Source organism: bacterium Scap17, assembly GCA_013376735.1.
Lineage (GTDB): Bacteria > Pseudomonadota > Gammaproteobacteria > Pseudomonadales > Halomonadaceae > Cobetia.
This window is the reverse complement of record VINJ01000001.1, coordinates 2,446,985-2,461,646: the sequence shown is the minus strand read 5'-3', so window position 1 is coordinate 2,461,646 and position 14,662 is coordinate 2,446,985. Positions and strand designations below refer to the sequence as shown.

11 protein-coding genes and 1 pseudogene are annotated in these 14,662 nt (G+C 63.4%); 5 read left to right on the top strand and 7 right to left on the bottom strand.

The window, feature by feature from the left end; translation table 11 throughout:
- Window positions 1-93: 93 nt before the first annotated feature.
- Both FLM52_10460 and FLM52_10455 read right to left on the bottom strand, forming a co-directional pair.
- Window positions 94-1,791 carry a BCCT family transporter gene (locus FLM52_10460; protein ID NVN56210.1) on the bottom strand — a complete coding sequence of 566 codons (1,698 nt, stop codon included), beginning with the start codon at window positions 1,789-1,791 and terminating at the stop codon, window positions 94-96.
- A 465-nt stretch (window positions 1,792-2,256) separates the two neighbouring features.
- Window positions 2,257-3,876, bottom strand: a complete 1,620-nt coding sequence (locus FLM52_10455; protein NVN56209.1) for a BCCT family transporter — start codon at window positions 3,874-3,876, stop codon at window positions 2,257-2,259.
- Between the two features lie 722 nt (window positions 3,877-4,598).
- On the opposite strand from FLM52_10455, the gene FLM52_10450 reads away from it, so the two are divergent.
- Together FLM52_10450 and FLM52_10445 are read left to right on the top strand one after the other, a co-directional pair.
- Window positions 4,599-5,555, top strand: coding sequence for a GlxA family transcriptional regulator (locus tag FLM52_10450; protein ID NVN56208.1), 957 nt, complete (start codon window positions 4,599-4,601; stop codon window positions 5,553-5,555).
- A gap of 138 nt (window positions 5,556-5,693) precedes the next feature.
- Window positions 5,694-5,990 (top strand): annotated as a pseudogene (locus tag FLM52_10445) (hypothetical protein).
- Window positions 5,991-6,716: 726 nt separating this feature from the next.
- Here the strand turns inward: FLM52_10445 and FLM52_10440 are convergent.
- The 5 genes from FLM52_10440 to FLM52_10420 form a co-directional block, all read right to left on the bottom strand.
- Window positions 6,717-7,685, bottom strand: coding sequence for an alpha/beta hydrolase (locus tag FLM52_10440; protein NVN56207.1), 969 nt, complete (start codon window positions 7,683-7,685; stop codon window positions 6,717-6,719).
- A 198-nt stretch (window positions 7,686-7,883) separates the two neighbouring features.
- Entirely contained in the window at window positions 7,884-8,351 is a 468-nt protein-coding gene (locus tag FLM52_10435; GenBank protein ID NVN56206.1) for a hypothetical protein, read from the bottom strand.
- On the bottom strand, window positions 8,351-9,304 hold the full coding sequence (locus FLM52_10430) for an L-carnitine dehydrogenase (GenBank protein NVN56205.1): 954 nt from the start codon (window positions 9,302-9,304) through the stop codon (window positions 8,351-8,353). The genes FLM52_10435 and FLM52_10430 overlap by 1 nt, the downstream gene beginning before the upstream one ends.
- Window positions 9,301-10,236 (bottom strand): 3-keto-5-aminohexanoate cleavage protein, encoded by a 936-nt coding sequence (locus FLM52_10425; GenBank protein ID NVN56204.1) that lies wholly within the window; start codon window positions 10,234-10,236, stop codon window positions 9,301-9,303. The genes FLM52_10430 and FLM52_10425 overlap by 4 nt, the downstream gene beginning before the upstream one ends.
- Before the next feature lie 281 nt (window positions 10,237-10,517).
- Complete coding sequence (locus tag FLM52_10420) at window positions 10,518-11,555, bottom strand: LacI family DNA-binding transcriptional regulator (protein NVN56203.1); 1,038 nt, start codon at window positions 11,553-11,555, stop codon at window positions 10,518-10,520.
- Between the two features lie 162 nt (window positions 11,556-11,717).
- Between FLM52_10420 and FLM52_10415 the strand changes: the two genes are divergently transcribed.
- From FLM52_10415 to FLM52_10405, 3 genes are read left to right on the top strand one after another with little or no spacing between them, the layout of a single operon-like run.
- Entirely contained in the window at window positions 11,718-12,656 is a 939-nt protein-coding gene (locus tag FLM52_10415) for an NAD(P)-dependent oxidoreductase (GenBank protein NVN56202.1), read from the top strand.
- A complete protein-coding gene (locus FLM52_10410) occupies window positions 12,656-14,008 on the top strand; it encodes a four-carbon acid sugar kinase family protein (GenBank protein ID NVN56201.1) in 1,353 nt (450 codons plus the stop codon). Before FLM52_10415 ends, FLM52_10410 begins: the two co-directional genes overlap by 1 nt.
- Entirely contained in the window at window positions 14,005-14,658 is a 654-nt protein-coding gene (locus FLM52_10405; protein ID NVN56200.1) for an aldolase, read from the top strand. The genes FLM52_10410 and FLM52_10405 overlap by 4 nt, the downstream gene beginning before the upstream one ends.
- Window positions 14,659-14,662: the final 4 nt, after the last annotated feature.

Below are 14,662 nucleotides of genomic sequence, written 5' to 3'. Positions count from 1 at the left end.
TCGTGCAACGCCTGACGTGAAAGACATGGCTCAAGACCCGCCGTTGCCTGCTGGCACGACGGACTCGGGTCGAGTGAGGGGCTTTGAGTGGGCTCAAGGGCCTGTGTGATGCTGTGCAGGTTTCCTGAACCTTTTCAGTGCGTTGCCGGATTCCTGATAGAGCGCCACCACAAGGCCCAGCGTCATTGCCACGATCACGAAGCTCATCGGCAGGGCGGCAGCCATCAGGATGGTCTGCAGCGCCTTGAGTCCGCCTGCCATCAGCAGCGTACCGGCCACCAGCCCGATGCAGATGCCCCAGAAGATACGGTGGTGCGCCAGCGGTTCTTCATCGCCCAACGACAGGATGGTCGTGACCACCAGAGTGCTGGAATCCGAGCTGGTCACGAACCAGCTGATCAGCAGGAAGATCAGCAGTGCCGAGAGAATGATGCCCAGCACGTCGTTGCCTGTCAGGGCATCGGCGGTGGCGAACAGCGCTTCGGGCAGGTTCCAGTTGCGTACCAGCGTCATCAGCTCACCGCTGCCGGCGCCCATGCTGGCCGTCAGCTCCTGATACAGGCCGGTACCGCCGAACAGCGCCTGCCAGATGAAGATGATCAGCGGCGGGGCGATCAGCACGCCCAGGATGAATTCCCGCAGGGTACGGCCCTTGGAGATGCGGGCGATGAACAGTCCGATGAAAGGCGCCCACGCCAGCCACCAGGCCCAGTAGAAGATGGTCCAGCCTTCCTGCCAGCTGCTCTCGCCCGGGGTCTCGGCGACCCACAGCCCCATCGGCACCACATCGCGCAGATAGGCCAGCAACGTCTCGCCGAACAGCGAGATCAGCCAAAGCGTCGGGCCACCGACCAGGAAGCTGCCGACCACGATGATCGACACGCCGATATTGAGCTCCGAGATGTAACGGATGCCGCGCTTGACCCCGGAGACCGCCGAGGCGATGGAGATCGCGCTGATCACGACGATCAATGCCAGCTGGGTGCCGATGCCGGCATCCAGGCCGGTGAGGCGATTGAGGCCCACCGCGATCTGGCTGACGCCCAGGCCCAGCGAGGTGGCGATACCGAACACGCAGCCCAGCACGCCCATGATATCGACGGCATGGCCGATCGGGCCGTAGATGCGATCACCGATCAGCGGATAGAGCGCTGAACGTAGCGCCAGCGGCAGTTTCTTGCGATAGGCGAAGTAGGCCAGTGTCATGCCGACCATGCCGTAGATCGCCCAGCCATGCAGCCCCCAGTGGAAGAAGGCCACCTTGAGCGCCTCGACGGCGCGGGCGTGGTCCATGGCGGTGGCACCGGCCAGATCCGCATGTGGGTTGTTGGGGTAGCCGAAGCCACCGGAGTTGTCGAAATAGAACATCGGCTCCGCGACACCGAAGAACAGCACGCCGATGCCGACTCCTGCCGACAGCAATATCGAGATCCAGGTGAAGCGCGAGAATTCCGGGGCACTATCCTTGGGGCCGAGGCGCAGGTTGCCCCAGGGCGAGCATACCAGTGCCAACGACAGGGCGATCATCGCGACCACCAGCACCAGGTAGTAGGTACCGAAGGTATGTTCGATCCAGCTGCGTGCGGCACCGAAGATGGCGGCCGCCCCATCGGGAGAGAGGCCGGCCCCGACGACGAATGCCAGCAACAGGCCGGCCGAGGTCAGGGTCATGCCCTTGTGCATGCCTTTGAGCGGGCCGCTGGTTTCCACATGGAGATGTGCCGTGAGGGCATTGTTCTGCGAAGGGGGTGGTGCGTGATCACCGAGCGGATCATGGTCTGTCGCTGCCATGAGAAGACTCCTGAATTGTTGTAGTTGTTGTGTGAGCTGTCGTTCTAATTGCTGTTTGAGCTGTCGCTCCTGCTGCGGCCTGAATGCCTTGAAGCCTTGAGAGCGAAAGCGGTACGGGCAAGGCCAGTGGCGAAAGTAGGGGGTGGTGTTCTCGATCAGGCCAATGCCGGGGATGGCCAATCACGAGAGTGCCAAGAGTGTCATGCGTGCCTAGCTGGGCACCTTTGCTGTCAGTGTCCTGTCAGCAACGCAACCGGCTGTCAGGCCGAGGGTTGCGCCTTCCAGACTAGTCAGGTGCGGTGTGTGGGCGTTGAAGAAAGGCGACGGCTATTTGCCGCAACACGACGTCAAGGGCATGCAAAAGATGCCAGAAATGACAATGCCCGCTCAGGTGTTGGCCTGAGCGGGCATTGGTGACTTGATGATGACAAATCACTACCAAAGAGTGTGACTCTTCTGCAGTCCTTAGCCCGCGTTGGTCTGGCTGACCGCTCGCGGCGTGGCTTGCGGGCCGCTCTTGGGCCGACGACGCGACTTGATTGCACTGCGTGATTCATCGACCAGCGCGACCAGCAGGCCAAGCGTCATGGCGAGGATCACGAAGCTGACCGGCAAGGCAGCAGCCATCAGGACCGTCTGCAGCGCCTTGAGCCCGCCTGCCATCAGCAGCACCGCCGCGACGGAGCCGATGCAGACACCCCAGAAGATGCGGTGACGCGGCAGCGGGTCTTCATCGCCCATCGACAGGATGGTGGTGATGACCAGGGTGCTGGAGTCGGAGCTGGTCACGAACCAGCTGATCAGCAGGAAGATCAGCAGTGACGTCAGCACGGTGCTGAGAATGCCATTGCTCACCAGCGCATCTGCGGTGGCGAACAGCGCCTCTGGCAGATTCCAGTCGCGAATCATGCCCATCAGCTGGCCGGTGCCCGGACCCATGGCTGCGTTCAGTTCCTGATGCAGGGCGGTGCCGCCGAACAGGGTCTGCCAGATGAAGATGATCAGCGGCGGGGCAATCAGCACGCCGAGGATGAATTCACGCAGGGTGCGGCCCTTGGAGATACGCGCGATGAACAGACCGATGAACGGAGCCCATGCCAGCCACCAGGCCCAGTAGAAGATGGTCCAGGCATCCTGCCAGTCGCGCTCGACCGGTGTGCTCGCGACCCACAGGCCCATGGGGATGACGTCACGCACGTAGGAAACGACCGTCTCGCCGAACATGCTGATCAGCCACAGGGTCGGGCCACCGATCAGAAAGCTGCCGACCACGATGACGGACACGCCGACATTCAGCTCGGAAATGATGCGGATACCCCGCTTGACGCCGGAGACCGCCGAGACGATGGAGATGACGCTGATGATCGCGATCAATACGACCTGGGTGCCGATACCCGAGTCGATACCGGTCAGGCGGTTGAGGCCGACGGCGATCTGACTGACGCCCAGCCCCAGCGAGGTGGCGATACCGAACACGCAGCCCAGCACGCCCATGATGTCGACGGCATGGCCGATGGGGCCGTAGATGCGCTCACCGATCAGCGGATAGAGCGCGGAGCGCAGTGCCAGCGGCAGATTGCGGCGATAGGCAAAGTAGGCCAGCGTCATGCCGACGATGACATAGACCGCCCAGCCGTGCAGCCCCCAGTGGAAGAAGGCTTGCTTGAGCGCGTCGACGGCGCGGGCGTGATCCATCGCCATATGGCCGGCGAGGTCAGCGTGCGGGTTGTTGGGATAGCCGAAGCCGCCGGAATTGTCGAAGTAGAGCATCGGCTCGGCGACGCCGAAGAACAGGATGCCGATCCCGACGCCTGCCGAGAGCAGCATCGAGACCCAGGTGAAGCGCGAGAATTCGGGGCGGCTATCCGGCGCGCCCAGGCGCAGCTTGCCCCAGGGGGAGAAGACGAGGGCAATGCACAGGCCGATCAGACCGACGATGGTCACCAGGTAATAGGTGCCGAAGGTGGATTCGATCCAGGCGCGCGCGGCGCCGAACAGGCTGGAGGACAGTTCGGGAGCCAGGCCGGTGGCGAGAACGAAAAGCAGCAGCAGGCCGGCGGAGGTCAGGGTCATGCCCTTGTGCATGCCCTTGAGCGGGCCGGAGGTCTCGACGCGCAGGCTCAGGTCCGGTGAATGGTAGCGCTGAGAACCGACGATTGCCGAGGCGCTGCCGCCAGAGGTGGTGTTGTTGGAGGTGGCGTTTTTGTTACTGGCGTTTTTGGTACTGGCAATGTCAGGTGAGGCGGGATCAGGCTGAGGTGGGGTCACGCAATATCTCCTGTTCGAGCTGGTCGTAGGGCCAGCGTTCCCTGTCGCGGTCACGGCGGAATGACCGTTCATCTGTTGCGAAAAATTGTTGTCGATAAGGCAACGAGATGAAGACGTGAATGATTGTCGAGAGGCGGCGAAAGACGCTAACTCCTTCAAAGCATTACAATATATTATGTATGGAAATGATTTTGATGGCTACAGCTTCTGGAAAATTGGCTGTGTCGCGAGAGCGCGTTCGCCAGCGAGCCCATTTGGTCACGCCGACGCATTGGCAGGGTCTATCGCGCAGGAGCGTTGCAGCTGTCTGAGAGACAGAAATTATGCAATGATATTCTTGATGTGATACGACTCTTTATTGCCCGAAAGCGACAATGTTGGCCGTCTGATGGGCGCTTTCGGGATATCATTCCGGCGGTGCAGGGGCGTGAGCCGAGCCTGCACCTCAGGGGCTTGCCCTCAGGATGTCATTGACGCTGCTTGCGCTCAGTCGCCGGGCAGGGCGGATTCACCTTCTCACTCTCTGGAGCCACTGCACGATGCGACTCGATTACATCGGCCCACTACCGGAAACCATCGGGTTTCTCTTGCTGCCACGCTTCTCGATGATGGCGTTCTTCGCGGCCGTGGAGCCTCTTCGCATCGCCAATCGCATCAGTGGCAAGCCGCTGTTTCGCTGGCTGCTCATCAGTGAGGATGGCCAGCCGGTCACGTCTTCCAGTGGCATGACGCTGGTCGCCGACCACAGCATTCTCGACATTCGCTCTCTGCCTTCGCTGGCGGTGTGCAGCGGTTTCGAGCCCGAGGCGCACCTCAATCGTGCCCTGACGGGCTGGCTGCATCGTCTCGATGGTGGAGGCTGTGTGCTGGGCGGCCTGGATACCGGGTGTTTTCTGCTGGCGGCGGCAGGACTGCTCGATGGCGAGCGCGTCACGCTGCACTGGGAAAGCCTGCCGGCGTTTCGTGAGCGCTTCCCGACCATCAGTACCTCGGATGAGCTGTTCGAGCTGGGCGCGCGGCGCTTTTCCTGTGCCGGTGGGGCAGCCGCGATGGACATGGCGCTGGATGTGATTGCCCGCCGGCACGGCACGGCGCTGGCGGTGGATGTCTCTGAGCAGCTGGTACACGACCGCATGCGCACGCGGACGGACCAGCAGCGCATGACGTTGGCGCGCCGCCTGGGCACCCACAAGCGCCAGTTGGTCGATGCGGTCGCCCTGATGGAGCAGAACCTGGACACCCCCTTGTCGTTGGAGGAGCTGGCCAAGCGCTGTCGCGTCTCGCTGCGCCAGTTGCAGCGCCTGTTCGAGCAGGAGCTGTCGACCTCGCCGCGAGCCTGGTACCTGCGGCTGCGCCTGGAGCGGGCGCGGCATCTGCTCAAGGAAACCGACCTCGATATTCTCTCGGTCGGACTGTCGAGCGGCTTTACCTCCAGCTCCAGCTTCTCGCGAGCCTACCGCAACCACTTCGGGCACTCTCCTCGCCAGACGCGCTGAGGCCTGGCTGGTCGCCATCGGCGTGATGACGCTGACGTTAATCGTGATGCAGTGGTGAGGCGGGCCTCTTGCATTATCAGGCTGCTCGCCTCCATTACATGAAGATGCTCTCAGCAAGCCCCAAGGAATGGAGCGCGCATGCAGTTCGTGAAATATGCCCGGCAGTTGGCGCGAAACCCGCTGGGGATCATCGCGTTGTTCATCTCGTTGATCTATGGCTTCGCGAGTCTGTTGCTGAATTCGGCGGCCGAGATGCTGACGGTGGCGGAGCGTTGGCCGCTGATCGGTTTCATCGTGGTGTTTCCGCTGCTGGTGCTGGCGGTGTTCTATCGACTCGTGACGCATCATCACGGCAAGTTGTATGCGCCGGGGGATTACGACAAGGACCGCTCCTTCATGCGCACGCTATCGCCAGCTGAGCAGGAGCAGCGTCTGACTCGCGAGGTGCAGGCGTCGCTGGGGGAGAGTGATTGGCAGCAGGGCGGAGTAGAGGCCGAGGCTCAGGTATCAGCCGCAGATGAGGATAGCGGTCAGGCCGTCGACGATGCCGATGTTGCGCAGCTGTTGAGCCCTCAGGGCGGCACCGACGAGAAGGCGCCGTTATCGCGTGCCGAGCATCTGGATCATCATCGCCAGCAGGTGACCCGGCTGAAGGATGCGGTGCTGCGTCAGATGCAGGAGTCCTCCACGGCGGGTGGTGGCGGTAGTACGAGCGGCGCGATGACGCGGCATGTGCGTGTCGGCGAGACCGATGCCTGCTTTGATGCACTGCTCGAGGGGGATGGTGCTCCCTTCACGTTCATTGAAGTGAAGGTGCTCAAGCACTACGCCAGAGCGCAGACGGTGCTGCAAAGTCTGCTCTACGAAGCGCTGTTGGTGGACCGCATCCTGGAGGCCAATTTCAGATTGATCGTCGTGGTCGTGCTGACGGATGATTCGTCTCAGGGCATGACGCGGGAGCGGCTGGAGCAAGAGTGGCATCAGCGCATCCGTCAGTGCCCGGTCGCCATCGAGCTGCGCTTCATGTCAGCGGCCAGTCTGAGAACGGAAGCGACGACTTGAGGCTCGAACGTTGCCGCCTGTCACGCAAACGCCCAGTCACGGTGCTCTCGGCTGGGCGTTTGCGTAGCTGGGTATCCATATGTGCGCGGGAAGTCTGCGTCAGTCCAGGTCGCACAGGCGTCGATCGAGGGCTTCACAGAAGGCCCGCCAGGCGTGCTGCATCTCGGGGAGCGCGTGATGCGCATGTAGTGCGGCATGCACCATGCCGCGTGCGCAGCGATAACCGACATCGGCACCGCGCCAGCGCCAGACATCCAACGCTGCTTCCAGCGGTTGGGTCAGCGGATCATGCTCGGCGGCCAGCACTTCGATCTGGCGTGCCGGCGGCTGCTGGGAATGGGCCGGCGAGGGCGAGTAGCTGGCAGAGCGGTCGCCTTCGGCGACGGTCAGCCACATGCTGACCACTTCCTCACGGCCAAGCAGCGGGGCGTCCGAGCCAAGCGCGAACTCATTTTCTTTAGCCAGCACGAAGACCGGGTCCATCGGCGGGTAGATCAGCCCCAGCACATAGCGTGTGGGCTTCTCGGGGGGCGGATTCTCCTGATGGTGGGCCTTCTCCATTTCCGCGCCGTGGGTGCCGAGGCTTTGCATGCGCGTGCCCTGCAGGCCGATGTTGGGCATCTCGGTATCGAGTCGGCGCGCCACATCCATCGCCAGTCGAGCGCCGGCGCTGTCACCGACGATGGCCACCGGTTCGACAGTGGCGGAGAGGTGCTCGATGGTCGCCAGACAATCCGCCAGTGCGTCACGATAGCTGGCTTCTGGCAGCAGGCGATAATCGACACTGACCACTTCACGCCCCAGCTGGGCGGCCAGACTGGAGGCGATGCCCTGATGGCTCTCCGGCGAGCCTATCTGCCAGGCCCCGCCGTGCAGAAACACTACCGGTGCCGGCAGGTTGCCATCCGCCTTGCGTGCCACCTCCGGGATGAAGTGGCGCAGGCGCAGCGGCGTCGCGCGGCCGGCGACCTCGACATGATTTTCATGAGACGTGATGCCCTCCGCGAGTGGCGCACCAAGTTGCTGGCACAGTTGTTCATAGCGCTTGCGGGCGTCTGCCAGCGGCATCTCTACCATTTCATCCATGCCACGTGCGAAGTCATTGATGAAGGTACGACAGGTGATGGGGGAAGGCGTCATGGTCATGAATCGGCTCTCGGCGGGTGTCCCAAGACAATAACACCCCGCCAGAAGACTGGCAGGGTGCGGGTTTCGACGCTGAATCAGCGACTTGTTATCCGAATCGGACACCGATTGTCACATGTCTCAGGCCGTCTTGCGGCGGATGGCGATACGACGACCGGCCGCCTTGGGCCAGTCATCGCTGTCTGCCGACTGGGGCAGGGCGGCAATGCGCTCCGCGACCGCTTCTGGGCAGGGGGTGGGACGACCGCCACTGATGCTCATCGCCATCAACATCTGCTCGCTGGTGGCGATCTCGCCGCCATCGGCATCGGTCAGGGTGAACAGCACGTGCTGGCGCTTGGCGTCATGGTCCAGCAGCAGCACCTTGACCTTGAGCATCTGGCCCTCGTGCGCTTCCGCCAGATAGCACAGGTGCGTCTCCAGGGTGTAGATGGTCAGATCGTGCTCCTTGCGACCTTCCTCCCCCAGGCCCACGTGCTCCATCAGCGCCTCGACCGCCATCGAGAAGGCGCGCGCGTACTCGGCATCGTTCATGTGGCCGTTATAGTCGACCCACTCATGCGGCACCGTGATCTCGAGCAGGTCCATCAGATACGCCCCTCGAGGCCTTCGGCTTCCGGCCAGTACTTGCGGGTCAGGCTCAAGAGCTCGACCAGGAAGTCATCGCGGCGGCGGTCCAGCTCGGCGACCGGGCGGCCTGCTGCCTGGTATTCGCAGCCTTCCACGACCTTGTCGATCAGCTCGTCGGTCAGTTCCGGTGCTTCGAGTTTGGTCCACGGCAGTTTCAGGGCCGGGCCGAACTGTTCGAGCATGTGACGCATGCCCTGCTCGCCACCCGCGAGGTGGAAGGTCAGGAAGGTGCCCATCAGCGACCAGCGCAGACCACAGCCATAGACGACAGCCGCGTCGATCTCTTCGGTGGTGGCGACGCCGTCGTTGACCAGGTGCAGGGCCTCCCGCCACAGCGCTTCCATCAGGCGGTCAGCGATGTGACCTTCGATCTCGCGACGCACGATCAGCGGACGCATCGCCAGCTGCTGGTAGTCATCGCGAGCGCCTTCCAGCAGTGACGGTGAGGTGTGCTCGCCACCGACCAGCTCGACCAGCGGCAGCAGATAGACCGGGTTGAAGGGGTGAGCGACGATGACGCGGCCCGGTGCCTTCTTGCAGTCCTGCTGCAGATCGGTCGGCTTGAAGCCGGAGGTGGAAGAGCCGATCACGACGTGCTCTTCGGCAGCGGCATCAATGGCGCTGAGGATTTCCTGCTTGAGCGGCAGGCGCTCCGGCACGTTCTCCTGGATCAGATCGGCGCCGATCACGGCTTCCTCGAGGGTCGCGGCGAAGCGCAGACGCTCGACGGAGGCACCCTCTGCCAGGCCATCCTTTTCCAGTGCATGCCAGGCATTCGCGACGAAGGCGCGAGTACGGGCTTCGGCGTCCGGCGCCGGGTCAAAGGCGACCACATCCCAGCCATTGGCCAGCGCACGAGAGATCCAGCCATTGCCGATGACACCGGTTCCTACGACAGACAACTGGCTCATGCGACACCTCCAGCGGTTTCGAGTGCGGCGATATCGCCAGCGGTCTTGCCGGTGGACGGATCACGCAGCTTGAGGAATTCACGCGTCTCGGCCGGGGTCATCACGCTGGAACCCAGGTTCTCGATGATGCCGGAGGACTTCTCGACCAGCTGCGCGTTGGTCGCCATCACACCCTTGGACAGATAGAGGTTGTCTTCGAGACCGACGCGAGCGTGACCGCCCAGCAGCACGGCCTGTGCGACCATCGGCATCTGCATGCGGCCGATGCCGAAGGCAGCCCAGTTGGAGTTGGTCGGCAGCTTGTTCTTCATGGTCAGCATGGTTTCGGTGTCGGCTTCCGCGCCCCACGGGATGCCAAGGCACAGCTGGAAGAGCAGGTCGTCGTCGAGCAGACCTTCCTGCTGCAGCTGACGGGCGAACCAGACGTGGCCCAGATCGAAGCACTCGAGCTCCGGCTTGACGCCAGCGGCCTGCACCAGACGAGCGTGCTCGCGCAGCCAGTCAGCGGTGTTGATGTAGACCATGTCGCCGAAGTTCAGGCTGCCGCAGTCCAGGGTGCACAGTTCCGGCAGCAGTTCCTGGATCGGCGCGTGACGCTCGGCCGGGGTCTGGATGTCGGTGCCCGGGCCACCGCGAGTCGGGTCGTTGACGTCCGGAATCCAGTCGCCGCCGCCACCTGCAGTGATGTTCATGACGATGTCGGTGTCGGCGGAACGCACACGGTCCATGACTTCACGGAAGTGCTCGGTGGAGTGGCTGATGCCGCCGGTCTCCGGATCACGCACGTGAATGTGAGCCACGCTGGCACCGGCCTTGGCGGCCGCGATGCAGTCATCGGCGATCTGCTTCGGCGTCACCGGAACATTCGGGTTCTTGCTGGCGGTATCACCCGCGCCAGTGATGGCGCATGTCAGGATAGTCTTGCGATTCATCGTCGGGCCTCACGTGTCAGAACACTTGTCTGCGGTAAGTCGCAGCGGCCATGTCACCAGACGTCGACCTGCACGTCCCGGTCGCATCGCCTCTGCGCCTTTGTTGAACACAGTGTCGTGAAGTTGAGAGCTGCGAGATGATCAGAAGACGCCAGATACTTTGCGTTTTACGTCAACTTTGCTCAGGCCGGGCGCCAACCCACCCTGATGGACGCGAATGCATCGGTTAGACGCTGCGCGCCTGAGCCTATCGAGCTGCGCCTTGAGGAGGCTTCGCGGTCTCAGGTACTGCCACCGACCCGCAGCGTGAATCCCAGGTCGTGGCTCAGTTCTCCGACGGGTTCGCCATTGATGCGCGCCAGCAGCTTGCGCGCTGCCATGCGGCCGATCTGCTCCCGCGGTGAGACGATGGTGGTGAGGCGCGGCGTGACATGCTCTCCGATCGGCAGGCCATTGAAGCCGGCGATGGCGATGTCGTCCGGGATATGCACCCCAAGCCGCGCGGCGGCGAGGATGGCGCCACAGGCCATGTCATCGTTGGCGAAGTGGATGGCGTCGCAGTCAGGGAATGTCGCTTTGATACGCTCAAGCGCCTGAGCACCGCTGGTCATCTGTTGACGTACGGGCAGATCGAGCAAGGGGGCCTCCTCGATGCCGGCCGCCGCCAGCGCCTCACGATGCCCGGCATAGCGCATCGCCGCGCGATAGTCGCGATCAAGCTCGGCACCGGCGAAGTGGATCGAGCGGTACCCGCGTGCCAGCAGGTGCTCGGTCATGGCGCGTCCGGCAGCGATATGATCCATCCCCACGTTCAGATCCAACCCTTCCCCCAGCTCCATGATTTCCACGATCGGCTGATTCCAGTTCTCCAGTATCTGGCGCGTCGCATCGTCATGGCGCAGCCCCGTCACCACCAGGCCCGCAGCCGACCAGCCCAGAAAGGTACGGATCAGCTGGGTTTCCCGAGCCAGATCGTAATCCGTCTTGCCCAGCAGCAGCTGATAGCCGTGTGCCTCGAACTCCTCCTGCAGGCCCTTGATCACGTCGATGAACACCACGTTGGACAATGAGGGCACGATCACTGGAATCACGCGACTGGAGGCCGAGGCCAGGCTGCCGGCAATCATGTTGCGCACGTAGCCGACCTTCTCGATGGCCGCTTCGACCTTGACGCGTGTCGCTTCGCGCACGCTGTCGGGGCTATTGAAGTAGCGCGAGACGGTGATCGAGGAGACCCCGGCTTCCCGGGCCACGTCATTCAGGGTCGGCTGCATGGCACCCTTGCGGCTGCGGCGGGGAGATGATGGTGGATTAGACATATGTCGCGTTTTCTCATTTGCCGCTTGTCGTGGCTTGGAGCCTAATCTATTAATGATGTTAGCGCTAACATGGTAGCGCTAACATTCAGTGAAGTGCTGATCGGTGTGCCGCATGAGGTCGCCTTGATCATCACTTGCAACAGCTTCCGCGGGAGATGCGAGATGACAGCAGCAACGACTTCACCAGTGATCGGCCTTGTCGGCCTCGGCGCGATGGGAATGGGCAGTGCGCGCGCCATGCTGGAAGCAGGCCTGGACGTGATCGGCTGTGATATCTCGCCCGCCGCCTGTCAGGCCTTCGAAGCGGCGGGTGGCCGCGCCGTTGCCTCGCCGCTGGAACTGGCGGCCGAGTGTCAGGTGGTAGTGCTGGTCGTGGTGAATGCCGATCAGGTCGAGCAGGTGCTGTTCGGGGAGCAGGGTGAGGGCGGCCTGGCCGAGCGACTCGCGCCGGGTAGCCTGGTGATCCAGTGCGCCACAGTGGCGCCGAGCTTCGCGCGTGATCTCGAAACCCGTCTGAACGGCATGCAACTTGAGCTGCTCGACGCCCCGATCAGCGGCGGCGCCGTCAAGGCACGCAGTGGTGAGCTGTCCGTGATGTCCTCCGGCAGTGAAGCGGCTTACGTCAAGGCGGAACGCGTGCTGGAGGCGATGGCGGCCAATGTCTATCGGCTGGGCGACTGCGCCGGACCGGGCTCGAGCGTCAAGCTGGTCAATCAGCATCTCGCTGGCGTGCACATCGCGGCGGCGGCAGAAGCCATGGCGCTGGGCATGAGCATGGGGATCGACCCCGACACCCTGTATGACGTCATCACCCATTCCGCGGGCAATTCCTGGATGTTCGAGAATCGTGTGCCGCACATCCTCAAGGGCGATTACACGCCGCTGTCGGCCGTCGACATCTTCGTCAAGGACCTCAATATCGTGCACAGCACCGGCCGCGAGCTGAAGCTTGCCATGCCGGTGGCTGGCAGTGCCCTGCAGCAGTTCACCGCCGCCAGTGGGGCAGGCTTCGGGCGCGAGGATGACTCGGCCGTCATCAAGATCTATCAGCGTCTCGGCAGCTTCAACCTGCCGGCCGCAAATGATGAAGGAGCGCAGTGATGCCGATCGTACTGGGCGGAATCGCCGATGACTTCACCGGCGCGACGGATCTTGCCAACAACCTGGTACGTGCCGGCATGCGCACCGTGCAGGTGATCGGGGTACCCCAGGACGCGCTGCAGGAAGGGGCGGCGAACGGGCTGGACCTGACTGAGGTCGACGCCGTGGTGGTCGCGCTCAAGTCGCGCAGTTGCCCGGTGGATCAGGCGATCAGAGAATCCCTCGCGGCGCTTGAATGGCTGAAAGCCCAGGGCGCGCGCCAGCTGTTCTTCAAGTACTGCTCGACGTTCGATTCCACGCCCGAGGGCAACATCGGGCCGGTCGCCGATGCCTTGCTGGAGGCCTTGTCCGCCACGCAGACGGCCTTCGTACCGGCGTTCCCCATCAACGGGCGCAGTGTCTATCAAGGCCATCTGTTCGTCGGTGACCGCCTGCTCAATGACAGCGGCATGCAGCATCACCCCCTCAACCCGATGACCGATGCCGACATCGTGCGCGTGCTGTCACGCCAGACGCCCCATGGCGTGGGGCTGCTCGATCACGCCACTCTGCGCCGCGGCGCGCAGGCGGCCCGTCAGCGTCTGGACGAGCTTGCCCATCAAGACGTGCGTCATGTGGTCTGTGACAGCCTCGATGAGCAGGATCTCGAGGTGCTGGCCGAGTCATTGGTCGATCATGCGCTGGTCACCGGTGGCTCTGGCCTCGCGCAGGCCTTGCCTGCCCAGTACCGCCGCAAGAACTGGCTTGAGCCGATCGATGATGCGGCGGTGCTGTCCCCGGCGCAGGGCGCCGCGATGGTGCTGTCCGGAAGTTGTTCTCGCATGACGCTCAAGCAGGTGGCGCACTTCACGCAGCAGCATGCTGCCTTCGCGCTGGACCCCGTCAAGCTCAACGCAAGCGATGCCCACTTCGAAGCGGCGCTGGGCTTCGCCCGTGAGCAACTGGCGGCGACGGACCCCAAGCCATTTCTGATCTACGCCTCGGCCGAACCGGAGAGCGTCAAGGCGGCGCAGGCGTCACTGGGCGTCCAGCAGGCCGGTGAGCTCATCGAGTGCGCCCTGGCCAGTCTGGCCAGCACGCTGGTCGCGGAAGGCGTCGGGCGCCTGCTGGTGGCGGGGGGAGAGACCTCCGGCGCGGTAGTCTCGGCACTCGACATCCGTGAGCTGCGTATCGGCGGTCAGATCGACCCCGGCGTGCCCTGGACACAGGCACCGCACCCGGCCGCCGGCCCCTCGCAGCCGGAGGCGGTGCTCTCGCTGACACTCAAGTCCGGCAACTTCGGGGGCGAAGACTTCTTTACCCGGGCATTCGACGTTTTGGATGCCATGAATCCTCGCGAGGAGAACGCATGAGTCAGTCACAGCACGATATCAACGTGTTGCGTGAGCAGATCGCCACCTACGGCAAGTCACTGTTCGACCGCGGCCTGACCATGGGCTCCAGCGGCAACATCAGCCAGCGGCTGGACGATGGCGGCTGGTTGATGACGCCGACCAATGCCTGCCTGGGGCGCCTGGACCCGGCGCGCATCTCGCGCCTCGATGCCCAGGGCGTATTGATCGATGGCGACGCGCCGACCAAGGAGCATTTCCTGCATCGCGCCATGTATGACGAGCGCCCGCAGTCGGGTGCCATCGTCCACCTGCATTCGACTCACTCAGTGGCGGTGTCCTGCCTGCCGGACGTGAATCCCTGCGAGTGCATTCCTCCGCTGACGGCCTATTACGTGATGCGGGTCGGCAAGCTGCCGCTGGTGCCTTACTACATGCCGGGCGACCCCGCGCTGGGCGATGCCGTGCGTGGCCTGGCCGGCAAGCACTGCGCCGTGTTGCTGGCCAATCATGGCCCTGTGGTGGCCGGCAAGACCCTGGAAGCGGCGGTCTATGCCACGGAGGAGCTTGAGGAAACCGCCAAGCTGTTCCTGTTGCTGCAGGGCAAGAACCCACGTGGGCTGACCCCGGAACAGGTGGCAGAACTCGAAGCCAAGTTCGGGCGCCCCTGAGTGA

Excerpts from the sequence above, each read along its gene's own strand:
- FLM52_10460 (NVN56210.1), bottom strand. The coding sequence starts at position 1,791 with ATGGCAGCGACAGACCATGATCCGCTCGGTGATCACGCACCACCCCCT.
- FLM52_10455 (NVN56209.1), bottom strand. The coding sequence starts at position 3,876 with ATGCACAAGGGCATGACCCTGACCTCCGCCGGCCTGCTGCTGCTTTTC.
- FLM52_10450 (NVN56208.1), top strand. The coding sequence starts at position 4,599 with ATGCGACTCGATTACATCGGCCCACTACCGGAAACCATCGGGTTTCTC.
- FLM52_10440 (NVN56207.1), bottom strand. The coding sequence starts at position 7,685 with ATGCCGCTGGCAGACGCCCGCAAGCGCTATGAACAACTGTGCCAGCAA.
- FLM52_10435 (NVN56206.1), bottom strand. The coding sequence starts at position 8,351 with ATGGACCTGCTCGAGATCACGGTGCCGCATGAGTGGGTCGACTATAAC.
- FLM52_10430 (NVN56205.1), bottom strand. The coding sequence starts at position 9,304 with ATGAGCCAGTTGTCTGTCGTAGGAACCGGTGTCATCGGCAATGGCTGG.
- FLM52_10425 (NVN56204.1), bottom strand. The coding sequence starts at position 10,236 with ATGAATCGCAAGACTATCCTGACATGCGCCATCACTGGCGCGGGTGAT.
- FLM52_10420 (NVN56203.1), bottom strand. The coding sequence starts at position 11,555 with ATGTCTAATCCACCATCATCTCCCCGCCGCAGCCGCAAGGGTGCCATG.
- FLM52_10415 (NVN56202.1), top strand. The coding sequence starts at position 11,718 with ATGACAGCAGCAACGACTTCACCAGTGATCGGCCTTGTCGGCCTCGGC.
- FLM52_10410 (NVN56201.1), top strand. The coding sequence starts at position 12,656 with ATGCCGATCGTACTGGGCGGAATCGCCGATGACTTCACCGGCGCGACG.
- FLM52_10405 (NVN56200.1), top strand. The coding sequence starts at position 14,005 with ATGAGTCAGTCACAGCACGATATCAACGTGTTGCGTGAGCAGATCGCC.